17 protein-coding genes are annotated in these 18,549 nt (G+C 55.1%); 15 read left to right on the top strand and 2 right to left on the bottom strand.

The window, feature by feature from the left end:
* Window positions 1–84 precede the first annotated feature (84 nt).
* From fabF to ptsG, 7 genes are all read left to right on the top strand, one after another.
* Complete coding sequence (fabF, locus tag ACB496_RS08105) at window positions 85–1,326, top strand: beta-ketoacyl-ACP synthase II (RefSeq protein WP_100780583.1); 1,242 nt, start codon at window positions 85–87, stop codon at window positions 1,324–1,326.
* A gap of 123 nt (window positions 1,327–1,449) precedes the next feature.
* Entirely contained in the window at window positions 1,450–2,259 is an 810-nt protein-coding gene (pabC, locus tag ACB496_RS08110; RefSeq protein WP_371974940.1) for an aminodeoxychorismate lyase, read from the top strand.
* A 2-nt stretch (window positions 2,260–2,261) separates the two neighbouring features.
* Window positions 2,262–3,284 carry a cell division protein YceG gene (gene yceG, locus ACB496_RS08115; RefSeq protein ID WP_371974941.1) on the top strand — a complete coding sequence of 341 codons (1,023 nt, stop codon included), beginning with the start codon at window positions 2,262–2,264 and terminating at the stop codon, window positions 3,282–3,284.
* Window positions 3,274–3,915: a dTMP kinase gene (tmk, locus tag ACB496_RS08120; protein WP_100780580.1), complete on the top strand. Its 642-nt coding sequence runs from the start codon at window positions 3,274–3,276 to the stop codon at window positions 3,913–3,915. The genes yceG and tmk overlap by 11 nt, the downstream gene beginning before the upstream one ends.
* Window positions 3,912–4,916: a DNA polymerase III subunit delta' gene (gene holB, locus ACB496_RS08125; protein WP_371974942.1), complete on the top strand. Its 1,005-nt coding sequence runs from the start codon at window positions 3,912–3,914 to the stop codon at window positions 4,914–4,916. The genes tmk and holB overlap by 4 nt, the downstream gene beginning before the upstream one ends.
* Window positions 4,917–4,926: 10 nt before the next feature.
* Window positions 4,927–5,721 (top strand): metal-dependent hydrolase, encoded by a 795-nt coding sequence (locus ACB496_RS08130; protein WP_371974943.1) that lies wholly within the window; start codon window positions 4,927–4,929, stop codon window positions 5,719–5,721.
* 297 nt (window positions 5,722–6,018) lie between these two features.
* Window positions 6,019–7,452 carry a PTS glucose transporter subunit IIBC gene (gene ptsG, locus ACB496_RS08135; protein ID WP_100780577.1) on the top strand — a complete coding sequence of 478 codons (1,434 nt, stop codon included), beginning with the start codon at window positions 6,019–6,021 and terminating at the stop codon, window positions 7,450–7,452.
* A gap of 191 nt (window positions 7,453–7,643) precedes the next feature.
* Here the strand turns inward: ptsG and fhuE are convergent, their stop codons facing one another.
* Window positions 7,644–9,854 carry a ferric-rhodotorulic acid/ferric-coprogen receptor FhuE gene (gene fhuE / locus ACB496_RS08140; protein WP_371975217.1) on the bottom strand — a complete coding sequence of 737 codons (2,211 nt, stop codon included), beginning with the start codon at window positions 9,852–9,854 and terminating at the stop codon, window positions 7,644–7,646.
* A 349-nt stretch (window positions 9,855–10,203) separates the two neighbouring features.
* Between fhuE and hinT the strand changes: the two genes are divergently transcribed.
* The 8 genes from hinT (at window position 10,204) to ACB496_RS08180 (ending at window position 16,293) form a co-directional block, all read left to right on the top strand.
* Window positions 10,204–10,563 (top strand): purine nucleoside phosphoramidase, encoded by a 360-nt coding sequence (hinT, locus tag ACB496_RS08145; RefSeq protein WP_006809243.1) that lies wholly within the window; start codon window positions 10,204–10,206, stop codon window positions 10,561–10,563.
* A 1-nt stretch (window position 10,564) separates the two neighbouring features.
* Window positions 10,565–10,939, top strand: a complete 375-nt coding sequence (locus tag ACB496_RS08150) for a YcfL family protein (protein WP_100780575.1) — start codon at window positions 10,565–10,567, stop codon at window positions 10,937–10,939.
* 10 nt (window positions 10,940–10,949) lie between these two features.
* Window positions 10,950–11,600 (top strand): penicillin-binding protein activator LpoB, encoded by a 651-nt coding sequence (gene lpoB, locus ACB496_RS08155; protein WP_100780574.1) that lies wholly within the window; start codon window positions 10,950–10,952, stop codon window positions 11,598–11,600.
* On the top strand, window positions 11,581–12,405 hold the full coding sequence (gene thiK / locus ACB496_RS08160; RefSeq protein WP_371974944.1) for a thiamine kinase: 825 nt from the start codon (window positions 11,581–11,583) through the stop codon (window positions 12,403–12,405). The genes lpoB and thiK overlap by 20 nt, the downstream gene beginning before the upstream one ends.
* An 11-nt stretch (window positions 12,406–12,416) precedes the next feature.
* Window positions 12,417–13,442 carry a beta-N-acetylhexosaminidase gene (nagZ, locus tag ACB496_RS08165; RefSeq protein WP_371974945.1) on the top strand — a complete coding sequence of 342 codons (1,026 nt, stop codon included), beginning with the start codon at window positions 12,417–12,419 and terminating at the stop codon, window positions 13,440–13,442.
* Window positions 13,443–13,477: 35 nt separating this feature from the next.
* Window positions 13,478–14,020, top strand: a complete 543-nt coding sequence (gene ycfP, locus ACB496_RS08170) for an alpha/beta hydrolase YcfP (protein WP_100780571.1) — start codon at window positions 13,478–13,480, stop codon at window positions 14,018–14,020.
* 237 nt (window positions 14,021–14,257) lie between these two features.
* Window positions 14,258–15,562, top strand: a complete 1,305-nt coding sequence (locus ACB496_RS08175) for an NAD(P)/FAD-dependent oxidoreductase (RefSeq protein WP_100780570.1) — start codon at window positions 14,258–14,260, stop codon at window positions 15,560–15,562.
* Between the two features lie 191 nt (window positions 15,563–15,753).
* Entirely contained in the window at window positions 15,754–16,293 is a 540-nt protein-coding gene (locus tag ACB496_RS08180) for a glycine zipper 2TM domain-containing protein (RefSeq protein WP_100780569.1), read from the top strand.
* A gap of 63 nt (window positions 16,294–16,356) precedes the next feature.
* Here the strand turns inward: ACB496_RS08180 and ACB496_RS08185 are convergent, their stop codons facing one another.
* On the bottom strand, window positions 16,357–18,549 hold the full coding sequence (locus ACB496_RS08185) for a TonB-dependent siderophore receptor (RefSeq protein WP_314520115.1): 2,193 nt from the start codon (window positions 18,547–18,549) through the stop codon (window positions 16,357–16,359).

Raw genomic sequence — 18,549 nt, forward strand, 5'->3', positions numbered from 1 at the left:
TCTCCAGGCGGTCATTCGACCGCCTGAGTTTTATCTTTTTTAGTCCCACGAATCCTTTTTTTTATCCCTCCCTGGAGGACAAACGTGTCTAAGCGTCGTGTAGTTGTGACCGGACTTGGCATGTTGTCTCCTGTCGGCAATACCGTAGAGTCCACCTGGAAAGCTCTCCTTGCCGGTCAGAGCGGCATCAGCCTAATCGACCATTTCGATACTAGCGCCTATGCAACGAAATTTGCTGGCTTAGTAAAGGATTTTAACTGTGAAGAGATCATCTCGCGCAAAGAACAGCGCAAGATGGATGCCTTCATTCAATATGGAATTGTCGCTGGCGTTCAGGCCATGCAGGATTCTGGCCTTGAGATTACGGAAGAGAACGCAACCCGCATTGGCGCCGCTATTGGCTCCGGGATTGGCGGCCTTGGCCTGATCGAGGAAAACCACACCTCTCTGGTGAATGGTGGCCCGCGTAAGATCAGCCCATTCTTCGTTCCGTCCACGATTGTTAACATGGTGGCTGGTCACTTGACCATCATGTTTGGCCTCCGTGGCCCAAGCATTTCTATCGCAACTGCCTGTACGTCTGGTGTGCATAACATCGGTCAGGCCGCGCGTATCATTGCTTATGGTGATGCAGACGCTATGGTTGCCGGTGGTGCTGAAAAAGCCAGTACTCCGCTGGGCGTTGGTGGTTTCGGTGCGGCGCGCGCGCTGTCTACCCGTAACGACAATCCTCAGGCTGCGAGCCGTCCGTGGGACAAAGACCGTGATGGTTTTGTTCTTGGCGATGGTGCTGGCATGATCGTACTTGAAGAGTACGAACACGCGAAAAAGCGTGGCGCGAAAATTTATGCAGAAATCGTTGGTTTCGGCATGAGCAGCGATGCCTATCACATGACCTCTCCGCCGGAAGATGGCGCGGGTGCGGCACTGGCGATGGTGAACGCGATTCGCGACGCAGGTCTCGAGCCGGGCCAGATTGGCTATGTTAACGCCCACGGCACCTCGACGCCTGCAGGCGATAAAGCAGAAGCCCAGGCCGTTAAGTCTGTATTTGGTGATGCTGCCAGCCGTATTATGGTCAGTTCCACCAAATCCATGACCGGCCACCTGCTGGGTGCTGCAGGTGCAGTAGAGTCTATCTACTCCATCCTGGCCCTGCGCGATCAGGCTGTTCCGCCAACCATCAACCTGGATAACCCGGATGACGGTTGCGATCTGGACTTCGTTCCACACGAAGCGCGCCAGGTTAGCGGTCTGGAGTACACGCTGTGTAACTCCTTCGGCTTCGGTGGCACCAACGGTTCTCTGATCTTTAAAAAGATCTAAGTCTCGCTGCCCGGTTGCGATAAATGAAAAGGTCCGCTTGTCGGGCCTTTTTTATTCGGTTTTCTTCCCTTGTTCTGCATTATTCATCCTGCCAAACTATCGGGTCACGAAAAAGGAGCCTCCATGTTCTTAATCAATGGCCAGCAGCAGGATTATCTTCCCGCGAGCGACAGGGCGACCCAGTTTGGCGATGGCTGCTTCACTACGGCACGCATTGCTGAAGGCGAGGTCTGTCTGCTTGCCGCACATCTTCAGCGTCTGCAAATGGCGTGCGAAAAGTTGCTGATCCCGTTTACTCACTGGGCAGAGCTTCAGCGTGAAATGATCGACCTGGCTAAAGGCAACCCTCGCGGCGTGCTGAAAGTCATTATCAGCCGGGGGGCGGGCGGACGCGGCTATAGCGGGGCAAGTTGCCTGAATCCCACTCGAATCCTCTCTGTTTCAGCTTATCCCACGCACTACGACGTATGGCGTCGCGACGGCATCAGCCTGGCGCTCAGCCCGATTCGCCTGGGCCGTAATCCCTCGCTTGCAGGGATAAAACATCTCAACCGACTTGAGCAGGTGCTGATCCGCGCTCATCTTGAACAGTCAGACGCCGATGAAGCGCTCGTTCTTGACAGCGAAGGTCTCATTACGGAATGCTGTGCGGCCAATTTACTGTGGCGACAGGGTAATGACGTATTCACCCCTAAGATGGATCAGGCCGGTGTGAATGGCATCATGCGACAGTTTTGTTTGCAGCATCTGGCACACTCCGGTTTTCGCGTTGTCGAAGTTCACGCAGGCGAAGAGGCACTGCGGGATGCCGATGAGGTTGTCATCTGCAATGCATTAATGCCCGTCGTGCCGGTTCGAGCTTATGCTCAGAAGCAATGGTCGTCGCGTGAGTTGTACTCGTTTTTAGCCCCACTGTGTGAGCAAACAAGATAGTCATGAAAAAAATGTTGCGCTTTGTCCTCCTCCTTATCGTCGTGATGGCTATCGCTGGCGGCGTGGGAGTCTGGAAAGTTCGTCAAATGGCGAACAGTCACATTCTGATTAAAGAAGAGACCGTATTCACGCTGAAAGCGGGTACCGGGCGCCTGGCGCTGGGGGATCAGCTTTACGGCGATAAAATCATTAACCGCCCACGAGTATTCCAGTGGCTGCTGCGTCTTGAGCCGGAGCTTTCGCATTTTAAAGCGGGGACCTACCGCTTTACGCCGGGTATGACGGTGCGTGAAATGCTTGAACTGCTGGAAAGCGGCAAAGAGGCGCAATTCCCGCTGCGATTCGTCGAAGGCATGCGCCTGAGCGACTACATCAAACAGCTGCGCGATGCGCCCTACATCAGCCATACGCTGAAAGATGACCAGTACGCGACCGTCGCCGAGGTGCTGAAGCTCGAACATCCCGAGTGGGTGGAAGGCTGGTTCTGGCCTGATACCTGGATGTATACCGCAGGCACCACCGACGTCGCCATTCTCAAGCGCGCACACAAAAAAATGGTTACCGCCGTTGAGAAAGCGTGGGAAGGGCGCGCGGAAGGTCTGCCGTATAAAGATCAAAATCAGTTTGTCACCATGGCCTCGATTGTCGAAAAAGAGACGGCCGTCGCCAGCGAGCGCGATCAGGTTGCGTCAGTCTTTATCAATCGTCTGCGTATCGGCATGCGGCTGCAAACGGACCCGACGGTGATTTACGGAATGGGTGAGAACTACGCCGGGAAGATAAGCCGTAAGGATCTGGAAACGCCAACGGCGTATAATACCTACGTGATTAGCGGTTTGCCGCCAGGCCCAATCGCGACGCCGAGCCAGGCATCACTTGATGCCGCCGCACATCCGGCACACACACCGTATCTCTATTTTGTGGCTGACGGAAAAGGGGGGCATACCTTTAACACCAACCTTGCCAGCCATAATCGCTCTGTTCAGGACTATCTGAAGGCACTTAAGGAAAAAAATGCGCAGTAATTACATCGTCATAGAGGGGCTGGAAGGCGCCGGGAAAACCACCGCACGTAACGTGGTGGTCGACACACTGAAAGAGCTGGGCATCGGGGAGATGGTTTTCACCCGCGAGCCGGGCGGGACTGTGCTTGCCGAGAAGCTGAGAAGCCTGGTGCTGGACATCAAATCCGTCGGGGACGAAGTGATTTGCGATAAAGCCGAAGTGCTGATGTTTTACGCCGCCCGCGTGCAACTGGTCGAAACGGTGATCAAACCGGCGCTGGCAGAAGGGCGCTGGGTGATTGGTGATCGTCACGATCTCTCGACCCAGGCCTATCAGGGCGGTGGGCGCGGTATCGATCAGGCTATGCTTGCAACGCTGCGCGATGCCGTGCTGGGCGATTTCCGCCCCAATCTGACGTTGTATCTGGACGTCACCCCGGCTGTAGGCCTGAAACGCGCCCGCGCGCGCGGTGAGCTGGATCGTATTGAGCAAGAGTCGCTGGATTTCTTTAACCGCACCCGTGCGCGCTATCTTGAACTGGCCGCGCAGGACAGCTCGATTCGTACCATTGATGCGACCCAATCCCTTGAGGATGTCACCCGTTCGATCCGCGAAACGGTCACTGCGTGGGTACAGGAGCAGCAGGCATGAAATGGTACCCATGGCTGCGTCCGCACTTTGATCAGCTGATTAGCAGCTATCAGTCCGGTCGGGGGCATCATGCGTTACTGATTCAGTCGTTACCCGGCATGGGTGATGACGCCCTGATTTATGCGATTACGCGTTTTCTGATGTGTCAGCAGCCGGAAGGCAGTAAAAGCTGTGGCAAATGCCGCGGCTGCCAGCTGATGCAGGCGGGGACGCACCCGGACTACTACACGCTGGAGCCGGAGAAGGGCAAAAGCTCGCTCGGGATCGATGCGGTGCGTGAAGTCAGCGAAAAGCTGTATGAGCACGCCCGTCTCGGCGGGGCGAAAGTGGTTTGGCTGAAGGATGCGGCGCTGCTGACGGAAGCTGCCGCGAATGCCCTGCTCAAAACGCTGGAAGAACCGCCGGTGAATACCTGGTTCTTCATGTCCTGCCGTGAGCCGGGCCGATTACTGGCCACATTGCGCAGCCGTTGCCGACTTCATCACCTCGCCGCGCCCCAGGAATCATGGGCGTTAAGCTGGCTTGAACGGGAAGTGACGGCGTCACAAGATGCAGCGTTAACCGCGCTGCGCCTGAGCAGTGGCGCACCTGCCGCCGCCCTCGAACTGCTGCAAAAAGAGACCTGGGCACAGCGAGTACAGCTTTGCGATGCCCTGAGCGGCACGCTGGAGAGCCGGGACTGGCTAAGTCTGTTAGGCGCGCTGAACCACGAACACGCGCCCGCACGGCTGCACTGGCTGGCATCTCTGCTACTGGACGCCCTCAAATTACAGCAAGGCGCACAGCTTCTGAGCAATACCGACGTTTGGCCGCTGGTCAATACGCTGGCGAATCAGCTGTCGGGGGCCATACTGCGTGCGATCTTCCACGACGTCAGCGTGTGCCGCGAACAACTCTTAACCGTAACCGGCGTGAATCGCGAGCTGTTACTCACGGACCTGTTACTGCGTACGGAACATTACCTGCAACCAGGCACACAGCTGCCTGCTTCCCATCTCTGAGAGAGACATCATGTTTTTAGTCGACTCACACTGCCATCTCGATGGCCTGGATTATCAATCACTGCATAAAGACGTGGACGACGTACTGGCGAAAGCTGCCGCCCGCGATGTGAAATTCTGTCTGGCGGTCGCCACCACTTTACCGGGATACCGCGCGATGCGCGATTTGGTGGGTGAGCGCGATAACGTGGCCTTTTCCTGCGGCGTGCATCCGCTCAATCAGGATGAAGAGTATAACGTTGAGGATCTGCGCCGTATGGCAGCGGAAGAGGGCGTGGTCGCGATGGGGGAAACCGGGCTGGACTATTTTTACACGCCGGAAACGAAATCCCGCCAGCAGGTGTCCTTTCGCAACCACATCCGCATCGGACGCGAGCTGAACAAGCCGGTTATCGTCCACACCCGCGATGCGCGCGCCGATACGCTGGCGATCCTGCAGGAAGAAAAGGTGACGGATTGCGGTGGCGTACTACACTGTTTCACAGAAGACAGAGAAACAGCGGGCAAGCTGCTTGATTTAGGGTTTTATATCTCGTTTTCCGGGATCGTGACGTTCCGTAATGCTGAACAACTGCGTGATGCCGCGCGTTATGTGCCTCTCGACCGCATTCTGGTGGAAACAGATTCTCCTTATCTGGCACCGGTGCCGCATCGCGGTAAAGAGAACCAGCCAGCCATGACGAGAGATGTGGCCGAGTACATGGCCGTCCTGAAGGGCGTCAGCCTCGAAGCGTTGGCACGTGCCACCACGGAAAACTTCGCTAATTTGTTCCACATCGCCCCCGCCCGCCTGCAATCTGTTTGAAACACCTGTTTTTTTTAGGCTCGTAATTAATAAACAAAGCGAGTAAAGTTCACCGCCTTATTTAGGGCGGTGACGGTGTTTTTAGACATATCTGGAAATGCTTTTTGTAAATTACTGAAAGTTTTTCGATCGTCTGAGGCTGAAACGTGATAGCCGTCAAACAAAGTCACAGGGATTTATTTTACTCTGTGTAATAAATAAAGGGCGCTTAGATGTCCTGTCCACGGCGCGGTTCTCCCCCCGTGCCCATGCGTGAAAGCGTAAAAAAAGCACAAATACTCAGGAGCACTCTCAATTATGTTTAAGAATGCATTTGCTAACCTGCAAAAGGTCGGTAAATCGCTGATGCTGCCAGTATCCGTACTGCCTATCGCAGGTATCCTGCTAGGCGTCGGTTCTGCAAACTTCAGCTGGCTGCCAGCCGTAGTTTCACACGTGATGGCCGAAGCAGGCGGTTCTGTTTTTGCTAACATGCCGCTGATCTTCGCTATCGGTGTCGCTCTGGGCTTCACCAATAACGATGGTGTATCTGCTCTGGCTGCGGTTGTTGCTTACGGCATCATGGTGAAAACCATGGCTGTGGTTGCGCCACTGGTTCTGCATTTACCTGCTGAAGAGATCGCAGCAAAACACCTGGCGGATACCGGTGTTCTCGGCGGTATCATCTCCGGTGCTATTGCAGCCTACATGTTTAACCGCTTCTATCGCATCAAGCTGCCTGAGTATCTGGGCTTCTTCGCGGGCAAGCGCTTCGTACCGATCATCTCTGGTCTGGCTGCGATCTTCATGGGCGTTGTGCTGTCCTTCATCTGGCCTCCGATTGGTACGGCTATCCAGACCTTCTCTCAGTGGGCTGCATACCAGAACCCGGTTGTCGCGTTCGGTATCTACGGTTTCGTTGAGCGCTGCCTGGTACCATTTGGTCTGCACCACATCTGGAACGTTCCATTCCAGATGCAGATTGGTGAATACACCAACGCCGCAGGTCAGGTATTCCACGGTGATATCCCACGTTACATGGCAGGTGACCCAACTGCAGGCAAACTGTCTGGCGGCTTCCTGTTCAAAATGTACGGTCTGCCGGCTGCTGCGATTGCTATCTGGCACTCTGCTAAACCAGAGAACCGTGCAAAAGTGGGCGGTATCATGATCTCCGCAGCGCTGACCTCGTTCCTGACCGGTATCACCGAGCCGATCGAGTTCTCCTTCATGTTCGTTGCGCCGATCCTGTACGTTATCCACGCGATTCTGGCAGGCCTGGCATTCCCAATCTGTATCCTGCTGGGTATGCGTGACGGTACATCCTTCTCGCACGGTCTGATCGACTTTATCGTTCTGTCCGGTAACAGCAGCAAACTGTGGCTGTTCCCAATCGTTGGTGCGTGCTACGCAGTGGCGTACTACACCATCTTCCGCGTGCTGATCAAAGCACTGGACCTGAAAACGCCAGGTCGTGAAGATTCTACTGACGATGCGAAAGCGACCTCTACCAGCGAAATGGCTCCTGCTCTGATTGCAGCATTCGGCGGCAAAGAAAACATCACTAACCTGGACGCGTGTATCACTCGTCTGCGTGTGAGCGTTGCTGACGTGGCTAAAGTTGACCAGCAGGGTCTGAAAAAACTGGGCGCAGCGGGCGTTGTTGTTGCAGGTTCGGGTGTTCAGGCAATCTTCGGGACTAAATCCGATAACCTGAAAACCGAAATGGATGAATACATCCGCAGCAACTAAGTTCTGACCTGGGGAGACTAAGGCAGCCAAATGGCTGCCTTTTTTATTGGCTAGCCTACGCTCACTGGCGTTGCGTTTACCGGGCATACGGTTTTGTAGAGAGGGTAAGCGGAAATACAATCCTGCGTTTACTCCAATAAAAAAGGGAGCCTTTCGGCTCCCTTCGTATTCACGGCTAAATCACGGCGAACTTAGAAACTGTAGCTTCCGCTCACAGAGAAGTTACGCGGTGCGCCATAGACACCGTAGGTGCCCAGGTAATCGTAATACTCTTCGTCAAACACGTTGTTCAGGTTGCCCTGAACCGAGAAGTTTTTGGTGACCTGATAGCGGGTAAAGAGATCGACTACGGTATAGCCATCCTGAGTAATCTGCTTCACGCCGTTCGGGCCATTGTCGATATCCTGCCAGGTTTTGTTCTGCCAGCGAGCGCCACCGCCCACGGTCAGCTCAGGCAGCATTGGCAGCTGGTAACGCGTAAACAGTTTGAGAGACGTACGCGGCTGGCCTGGGTTTACTGCGGCGCCATTCTCATCATCTGCAATGTACCGGCTTCCACCGAAGGTCAGCTGCCAGTTATCGGTCAACGCGCCGTTCAGTTCGAATTCGATACCTTTACTGACGGTACCATCTACAGATTTATACGCCGACTGGCCGCCGGAGCCTGGGATCGTCGTTCCGGTATTAACGGCCACGTTGTCCTGCTCGATACGGAAGACAGCAACCGTCGCGGTCAGACGGGTGTTGAACCAGTCGCCTTTCACACCGGCTTCATAGCTCTTACCGGTGGTCGGATCGATAAACTTGCTGTTGATATCGCGCTGGCCCGTAGGCTGGAAGATAGAGGTATAGCTCCCGTAGACCGACCAGGTATCATCGATGTCATAGATCAGGCCCGCGTATGGTGTGACGTCATCGAACTTCGCGTTGCGGATTTCGTTCGGTTGACGCTCCAGATTGTACTTCGCGCTCCACTCGGTGTAACGCGCGCCGAGAATCAGGTGCAGCGGATCGGCCAGTGACAGGCGGGTGGCGCCATAGACTGATTTCTGACGGATGACATCACGCTGATAGAGCGAGAAGCCGGACCAGCTCGGATCAGCCAGTTTGCCGTTGTAATCGTAAATGCTGCCGACATCCATCAGGCCATAGTTATCGTTAACCGGATAGGAGTTGTCATAGTTATTGCGCTGACGGCTGTAGCTGCCGCCAAACATGACTTCGTGCTGACGGCCCAGCAGCTCATAGCCGCCGCGCACAAACGCATCCACAGAGTCCTGTTTACGTTCGCCCCGGTTCCAGCCGCCCCAGGCGCCGTACCAACTGGAGGCATCGTACAGGCCGGTTGTTTTATCCGGATAGCCGTCGATGTACATCAGCTTGCTGTCAAAATTGGTTTCCGCATGCATGGCGTTAACTTTGGCTTCCCAGCCGTTATCAAAGCGCTGCGTCAGGTTAGCGAAGACCTTGGTAGAGTCGTTATTGGAGTAGGTCCAGTCGGCCGCCGTGTTAAAGCCGCGACGGAAATTGGTTTTGCTGCCATCGCTGAACATGGACGGGAAACCGCCCCAGGTCGGGCTGTCCTCTTCGCTCTCCTGGTAGTCATAGCCCAGAGAGAGGGTGGTTGAGTCCGTAATGTCTGCGTCGAGGATCCCGGAGACAAATTTCTTACGGTAGTGGTTACGTTCAACCCAGGAGTCGCGGTCTTCGTAACCGGCGATCACGCGCCCGCGCACATTGCCGGATTCCGTCAGCGGTGCCTGCAGATCCATCACATAACGCTGTTTGTCCCAGCTGCCGTAGGTGGCGGAGACGTTGCCTTTGAACTCTTTGCTGTCGGCGTGTTTACGCACCATATTGACGTAGGCGGATGGGTTTCCCGTTCCGCTCATCAGGCCGGCTGCGCCGCGCACCACTTCGATTTTGTCGAAAATGGCCGTGTCGCCTGCGGTATCACCAAAATTCCAGCGGTTATCGAGGAAAGTGGGCATATCTTCATAGGCAAAGTTGCTGATGAAGAAACCGCGAGAATAGAAGTTGGTACGGCTGGTATCGATGCGAGACGCACTCACACCGACGGTATTATCCAGCACTGCGCCAATGGTGTTCAGCTCCTGATCCTGCATACGCTGCTGGCTCATGACGCTGACCGACTGGGGAATATCACGCGGAACCAGCAGTAATTTGGTGCCGGTCGTGGTGGTTTTGACGCTGTAATCCTTATCCTGCGCGCTATTCTGGTCTTGCGCGTTATCAGCCCCGTCAACGACAACGGTATCTTCTGGATTCGTTTCAGCGAAACTTGCGGTCGGCATCAATGCCATAGCAATACAGGCTGCCAGCAACGAAGGTGTTGCGACAGACTGACGTTGCCCATCCCTGGTGTGATTAATGAAAGACATCATCAAACCCTTTCTGAGTGAATGGTAATTTTTTGCCCCAGTCCCGATAACGGTCGGAGGTCATTTCTATGTTGGAAATGCGCATGAAAATGCAAATGCGAAATATACGCATTTGATTTAACCGTGTAAACAGATGTAACCATTGCCACTGAAATTATGTTTCAGTTCATTCCGGGGGGTGAATGGTCAATCAGCGACCATCCATTGGACGTTAAAGAAAGAAATAACGGGATAAGGTTGAAAGGACAGGAGAAACTCGCTCATACTCTTGTGTTGTGTCACGGGCAATTGCCGTATGTCAGCCTTTGCCGGTCACGTCACGCCAGATTAAACCAAAAAGGAAAACGTCATGGCTGAAGAAACCATTTTCAGTAAAATTATCCGCCGTGAAATCCCGTCGGATATCGTGTATCAGGATGAACTGGTCACTGCTTTCCGCGACATTTCGCCTCAGGCTCCGACACACATCCTTATTATCCCCAATATTCTGATTCCGACCGTTAATGACGTGAAAACTGAGCATGAAGTGGCATTAGGCCGTATGCTGACGGTAGCAGCGAAAATTGCTGAGCAGGAAGGGATTGCCGAAGACGGATACCGTCTGATCATGAACTGCAATCGTCATGGTGGGCAGGAAGTTTATCATATTCACATGCATCTGCTGGGCGGTCGTCCGCTGGGTCCGATGCTGGCGCATAAAGGTCTTTAACATGCAAAGAGGGCGTATCGCTGTACTGCTCCTGGCGATGGTAATGGCGGGCTGTAGCTCGCGTCCCGCGATCCCGGTCAGCGACGAACAGACGCTGGTGATGGAGTCGTCGGTACTGGCTGCGGGCATCACCGCAGAAGCACCGTCGCTGACGGTCAGTGAAATTCAGCCGTCGGCGTCCTCTACGCTCTATAACGAACGACATGAGCCTGTCACCGTCCACTATCGGTTTTACTGGTATGACGTAAGAGGCCTCGAGATGCATCCACTTGAAGCGCCGCGCAGCGTCGTTATTCCGGCGAATTCGTCGGTCACGCTTTATGGCAGCGCTAATTATCTGGGTGCGCATAAGGTCAGACTTTATCTTTATTTGTAAGGGGTGAACCTTGATTAAGAATTTGGGCCGTTACGCGCTCGTTACCGCTTTTGCGCTTTTCCTGTCGGGATGTATCACCCGTACGGAACAGCAACCCGCGCCCGTTGATGAGGCCAAACCGGGCACTGAACAGCCAGTGACCCCGACGGAGCCGGTTCCAACGGTGCCGTCCGTGCCAACGATTCCTGAACAGCCAGGGCCGATTGAACATCCGGATCAAACCTCACAGCCTGCGCCACGCGTTCGCCACTATGACTGGAACGGTGCGATGCAGCCGATGGTCGGCAAAATGCTGCAGGCACAGGGTGTTACCGCAGGCAGCGTGCTGCTGGTGGACAGCGTGAACAACCGCACCAACGGTTCGCTGAATGCCGGTGAAGCCACCGAAACCCTGCGCAATGCGCTGGCGAATAACGGCAAGTTTACGCTGGTCTCCGTGCAGCAACTGTCGGTTGCAAAGCAGCAACTGGGCCTGTCACCGCAGGACAGTCTGGGCTCGCGCAGCAAAGCGATTGGTATCGCCCGTAACGTTGGCGCGCAGTATGTGCTCTATTCCAACGCCACCGGCAACGTCAATACGCCAGCCCTGCAAATGCAGCTGATGCTGGTTCAAACGGGTGAGATTATCTGGTCAGGTAAAGGTGCCGTTACACAACAATAACGTCACGCGCGAAACGATCGTTTCGCGCTACTTCCCTCAGTATCGCCTTGTCGCGCCGCAAACCCACGCCGGGTTTAGCGGCGCGAGTTGCATTATTGAGCAGGGCGAGCGCCGTCTGGTGTTACGTCTGCGCCACGATGCGAGCGGGCCCGCTTTCTGTTTTCGCCGCCAATACCACGCTTTATGCCGTCTGCCTGCCGATCTGGTGCCAAAGCCGCACTGCTTTTATCGCGACTGGATGGCGGTGGAGTATCTTGTGGGCGAGATCAAAAGCGAGCTTCCTGATACCCAAACCCTCGCAGGCATGCTGTATTATCTGCATCGGCAATCCCGTCTGGGCTGGCGAATTAACCTGTTACCGCTGCTCGATGCCTACTGGCAAGGGGCCGATCCCGCCAGACGCACGCCGTTCTGGCTGGCTACGCTAAAACATTTGCGTCAGCGCGGCGAACCGCAGCCCTTGCGGCTGGTGCCGCTGCATATGGACGTTCATGCCGGAAACATTGTGCATACGGCGACAGGCGAGCGGCTGATCGACTGGGAATATGCCGGTGATGGCGACGTAGGGCTTGAGCTGGCGTCCATATGGATGCCGACGGAAAATGCCCGCCAGGAGTTTATCGACGTCTACGCCAAAACGGCGAACATCGATGCGCATCACCTGAAAAAGCAGGTGCAGCGCTGGCGGCCCTGGGTACTGATGATGATGGCCGGGTGGTTCGAATTACGCTTTCAGCAATCGGCTGACAAACAATTTATCGCGCTGGCAGATGACGTCTGGCGTCAGTTACAAACTAAAGGATAAGAGAGGTTCGTGTGGGTCCAGTAATGTTGGATGTCGAAGGGTATGAACTGGATGCGGAAGAGCGCGATATTCTGGCGCATCCGCTGGTGGGTGGGCTCATTCTGTTTACCCGCAACTATCACGATCCCGCGCAGCTGCGCGAGCTGGTGCGTCAGATCCGTGCGGCGTCCCGTAACCATCTGGTGGTGGCGGTCGATCAGGAAGGCGGACGCGTCCAGCGTTTTCGCGAGGGCTTTACCCGTCTGCCGGCGGCGCAATCTTTTGCTGCACTGCTGGGAACGGAGCAGGGCGGCAAGCTGGCGCAGGATGCAGGCTGGCTGATGGCTAGCGAAATGATCGCCATGGATATTGATATCAGCTTTGCGCCGGTGCTGGATGTCGGGCATATCAGCGCGGCGATTGGCGAGCGTTCTTACCATGAAGATCCGCAGATCGCCCTGGCGATGGCAACATGTTTTATCGACGGAATGCACGACGCCGGTATGAAAACCACCGGGAAACACTTCCCGGGGCACGGCGCTGTGACGGCGGATTCCCACAAAGAGACGCCGCGCGATCCGCGCCCTGAGGCGGAAATCCGCGCCAAAGATATGTCCGTTTTCCGTTCGCTCATTACTGACAACAAACTCGACGCCATCATGCCCGCGCACGTGATTTACAGCGACGTCGATCCGCGTCCGGCCAGCGGCTCTGCGCACTGGCTGAAAACCGTGTTACGTCAGGAGCTGGGCTTTAACGGCGTAATTTTCTCCGACGATCTGTCGATGGAAGGCGCTGCCATTATGGGCAGCTATGCCGAGCGCGGTCAGGCGTCGCTGGATGCGGGTTGCGATATGATCCTGGTCTGCAATAATCGTAAAGGGGCGGTTAGCGTGTTAGATAACCTGTCGCCGATCAATGCTGAACGTGTTACACAATTGTATCATAAAGGTTCATTTAGCCGTCAGGAGCTGATGAGCTCGGCTCGCTGGAAGACGGTGAACGCTGAGCTTGAAGCACTCAATGAGCGCTGGCAGGCACACAAAGCAGGTCAATAACCCCCTCCTGGAAGGCGTCGTGTGGTGAGGAAACAATGATCATTTATTTGCACGGTTTTGATTCGAACAGTCCTGGTAATCATGAGAAAGTGCTGCAACTGCAGTTCATCGACCCGGACGTGCGGCTGATTAGCTACAGCACGCGCCATCCGAAACACGATATGGCGCATCTGCTCAAAGAAGTGGACAAGATGCTGCAGCTCAACGTCGACGATCGCCCGCTGATTTGCGGTGTGGGCCTCGGAGGCTACTGGGCAGAGCGGATCGGCTTTCTCTGCGATATTCGCCAGGTGGTGTTCAATCCGAATTTGTTCCCTAACGAGAACATGGAAGGCAAGATCGACCGCCCGGAAGAGTACGTGGATATCGCCACCAAATGCGTCAGTAACTTCCGCGAGAAGAACCGCGACCGCTGCATGGCGATCCTCTCCCGCAACGACGAGGCGCTGGATAATCACCGCGCTGCGGAGCTGCTGCACCACTATTATGAAATTGTCTGGGACGAAGAGCAGACCCACAAATTCAAAAATATCTCCCCGCATCTTCAGCGCATCAAAGCTTTCAAGACCCTGGGCTAAACCCCCTCTGAACGACTCCAGGCCCGGCCGCGCAAGCGAGCCGGGCTTTCTCTTTTGCTACAATTGTACAAATTTAAATCATCAAAACTTGATTCATATCAATTTTGGTATGACCAATGCGCCTGGCGTGTTATTCTCAATGCACCTGAATGGTTTCAGTGCTGTAACCTGTTGTTAATTAAGGGTTATTATCATAACTTTTAATTAACAATTGGTTAATAATTTGAGGGGGTCACATTGACTACGCCATTGAAAAAGATAGTAATTGTAGGCGGCGGCGCAGGTGGGCTGGAGCTGGCTACGCAACTCGGCAAAAAGCTGGGCCGTGGCAAAAAAGCCAAAATTACGCTGGTCGATCGTAACCACAGCCATCTGTGGAAACCGTTGCTGCATGAAGTGGCCACCGGTTCACTGGACGAAGGTGTTGATGCCCTAAGCTATCTGGCGCATGCGCGTAATCACGATTTCCAGTTCCAGCTGGGCTCCGTGATGGATATCAACCGCGAAAGCAAAACCATCACCCTGGCCGAGCTGCGTGACGAGAAAGGCGAGCTGCTGGTGCCTGAGCGCAAGCTGCCGTACGACACGCTGGTGATGGCGCTGGGAAGCACCTCGAACGACTTCAACACGCCAGGCGTGAAAGAAAACTGCATCTTCCTGGATAACCCGCATCAGGCACGTCGTTTCCATCAGGAAATGCTGAACCTGTTCCTGAAATACTCCAACAATCTCGGTGCGAGCGGCAAAGTGAATATCGCGATTGTCGGCGGCGGGGCGACGGGCGTTGAGCTTTCAGCGGAACTGCACAACGCGGTGAAACAGCTGCACAGCTACGGTTACAAAGGGCTGACCAACGAAGCGCTGAACGTGACGCTGGTCGAAGCGGGTGAACGCATTCTGCCTGCGCTGCCACCGCGTATTTCCGGCGCGGCGCATAACGAGCTGACCAAAATGGGCGTGCGCGTTCTGACGCAAACCATGGTCACCAGCGCCGATACCGGCGGCCTGCACACCAAAGACGGCGAGTATATTCAGGCCGATCTAATGGTCTGGGCGGCGGGTATTAAAGCGCCTGATTTCATGAAAGAGATTGGCGGACTGGAAACCAACCGTATCAACCAGCTGGTAGTGGAGCCGACGCTCCAGACCACACGCGATCCGGACATCTTCGCCATCGGCGACTGCGCCTCCTGCGCACGTCCTGAAGGTGGATTCGTGCCTCCTCGCGCGCAGGCCGCGCACCAGATGGCAAGCCTTGCGCTGCACAACATTCTGGCGCAGACCAAAGGCAAAGCGATGAAGTCCTACGTCTATAAAGACCATGGCTCGCTGGTCTCCCTGTCTAACTTCTCCACCGTGGGCAGTCTGATGGGTAACTTGATGCGCGGCTCGATGATGGTTGAAGGGCGTATCGCGCGCTTCGTTTACATCTCGCTGTACCGTATGCATCAGGTCGCGCTGCACGGTTACTTCAAGACCGGGCTAATGATGCTGGTAGGCAGTATCAACCGCGTGATCCGTCCTCGCCTCAAACTGCACTAATCTTTCAGTCCCTCCGGCTCCCGGAGGGACTTTTTAGCATTTCCTGCTGACAATCTTCGTCAGAGTGCTTAAGAGTTCTCTGAAACGCGTCCCTTTTCATTTTACCTCTCTCTTTTTGAGCGTTATTCCGATTGGCGAACACACTCTTCGATTGCAAAATTGTTACCAATAGCAACAAAGGAGGAAGCCCCGTGAATAAATCTATGTTGGCGGGTATAGGGATTGGCGTGGCTGCAGCGCTGGGCGTGGCAGCAGTGGCCAGTCTGAACGTGTTCGAACGCGGCCCGCAGTATGCTCAGGTTGTTTCTGCCACCCCGATTACCGAGTCGGTGAAAACCCCTCGTCAGGAGTGCCGCAACGTGGCGGTAACTCACCGTCGTCCGGTACAGGATGAAAACCGTATCGCAGGCTCAGTGCTGGGTGCGGTTGCGGGTGGTGTGATTGGTCATCAGTTCGGTGGGGGACGCGGGAAAGATGTCGCGACCGTCGTCGGCGCACTGGGTGGCGGCTATGCCGGTCACCAGGTTCAGGGCGCGATGCAAGACAACGACACCTACACCACGACGCAGCAGCGTTGTAAAACGGTGTACGACAAATCAGAAAAAATGCTCGGCTACGATGTGACCTACAAGATTGGCGATCAGCAGGGGAAAATCCGCATGGATAAAGATCCTGGCACTCAGATCCCACTCGACAGTAACGGTCAGCTGGTTCTGAATAACAAGGTGTAAAAAAAGCGGTATTATTAATTTGGCTCCTCAAACGCTCAGGCTGAGGAGCCTTTTTTTTACCTGTCAGAAGGTCAGGGCGTAGTTCAGACCGAAGGTGCGTCCACGGCCTTTATACTCGTACAGCGCCGCATTCCCGTAAGTTGGGCTGTAGAGCAACGGAGCGCGCTGTCCCCAGACGGTGGTGTACTCTTTATCCAGCAGGTTTTCGACGCTAAACGACAGTTTACCGAGCGGAAGCTGGTAGCTGCCGATGAAATCAACGGTGTTATAACCGTTCAGCTTATTGCCCGCCGCATCGCTCAGATCAAAGGCCTGCTGCGTTTGCAGGCGCAGCGCCCACGGCTCCGGTGCCCAGCCGACGTAGGCCGTCGCTTTGGATGGCGACGCCTGAGTCACATCCCATTTTTCCCAGGAACCGTTGGTTTTAATCTCTGACTTCAGGACGTTAACATTCCCGCCGAGACTCCAGTCGCTCTCAGGAATAAAGTAATCCACTGCGCCTTCCACACCGTAGATGCGCCGCTTCTGCGGATTCACGTCGATAGTCATGTCGGCGCGGTTGATATCAATGGATTTATCCGACAAGGAGTAATAGGCCGCAATCTGTGTGCGCAGCTGGTCGCCCGTAAAACGCCAGCCCAGCTCGTAGGAGTCGACCTTAATCCCTTCGAGCTTTGCATCGTTCGGGTTAACGCTTTTCAGCAGCGCCAGATGGCCCTGGGCATCAGGTTTGCTATAGCTACCGTTACCGTAATATTTTCCCGGGTCAGGCAGTTCCACGCCCTGAGAGAAGTTAAACCAGACCTGCTGACGCTCGGTCAGGTGCGCCAGGATCCCGGCGTTAAACAGGACATTATCGTAATCCGTTTTCCCGCCCGGAATAGCATCCGCAGAGCGCGCGCCGCCTTTGGCAATGGTCTGCTGCTGGGTATAGCCGATGAAATCATCGACGCGGTTTTCCGTCCACTGATAGCGCACGCCACCGCTGAGGGTAAACACCTCGTTAATGTCATAGCTGTTTTGCAGGAATGGAGCGAAATTGGTGATGCTGTAGCCCGGATAGCGCCCGGTGCTGTAGGCCGACTGATTATTCATCCCGCCGGAAGGGACGGAATCGGCGAGGTCGAAGAACATCTGGTTGGAATCGAAGGTTTCATGGTCGGCATCAATACCCCAGGTGAGCTGCCAGCCGTCAAGCGGAGTGCTGTTTAAGGTCAGCTTCGCGCCGTACTGATCCGTGTTCTGCTCGGAGGCGGAGAAACTGGTGATGTCACCTTTGGCCACCGTCGGGAACGGGTAAAAACGCAGGGATTCGTCGCGATAATAGATCTGCCCGACCAGCTCCTGACCCCAGAAATCCGTATCGGAATATTGCAGGCTGACGAGATGACGCTCGGTGCCAGGAATACGATCTGAGCTAAAGCCTTTGGACGTGCGGGCCGTGCCGTTCCCGGTCACGGCGCTCATGTTCTTGTCCAGGTAAAGCCCGTAATCGTCGTCGCCCTGGCTTTTGTAATACTGGGTCACCAGCTGCAGCTGACGGGTCTCGTCAATTTCAATGGTGCCGGTTCCCATCACATCCAGACGATCGGAGTGTTGCAAACCCGTCTGGGTGTTGTCGAAGGTCAGCGCATCGCCATTGCCATCGTACCAGCCGCCGAAGCGCTGATACGCCACAGACAGACGGCCCGAGGCGTTATCATTGCCGCCGCTAACGGCCGCCGCCACGCGCTCGTCGCGATCGTCACTGTTGTTAAAGCCGCTTTTTCCGCCCAGTTCCAGATCAACCTGGGTCTCCGGCTGACCTTTTTTGGTGACGATATTGATCAGCCCGCCGGTACTGCCGCCTCCGTAGAGTGACGTCGAGCCGGAGATGACTTCGATATGTTCGATATTAAACGGATCAATGGAATCGAGCTGGCGGCTGTCGGTTCGCGAGGAGTTCAGCCGTACGCCGTCAATCAGCACGACGATAGCGCGACCGCGCATGTTCATGCCATAGTTGGTGCGCCCCTGGCTGCTGACGTCCATCCCTGGGATCAGCTGGCCGAGAATATCTTTAAACTCTTTCCCGCCCTGAACCTGCTGTTCAATCTCCTGACCTTCAATGATCCACGTGGTCTGCGCCATTTCGGCGACGGTGCGGTGGCTGCGGTTGGCGCTGACAACCAGATTTTCTTCGTTCTTTTGTTCTGCATACAGCGGCATCGCGATGGCCAGCAGGACAGGGTTGAGCACCCAGAGGCTCTTTTTCAT

Source organism: Lelliottia nimipressuralis (genome assembly GCF_041464075.1).
Classification (GTDB): Bacteria; Pseudomonadota; Gammaproteobacteria; order Enterobacterales; family Enterobacteriaceae; genus Enterobacter; species Enterobacter nimipressuralis.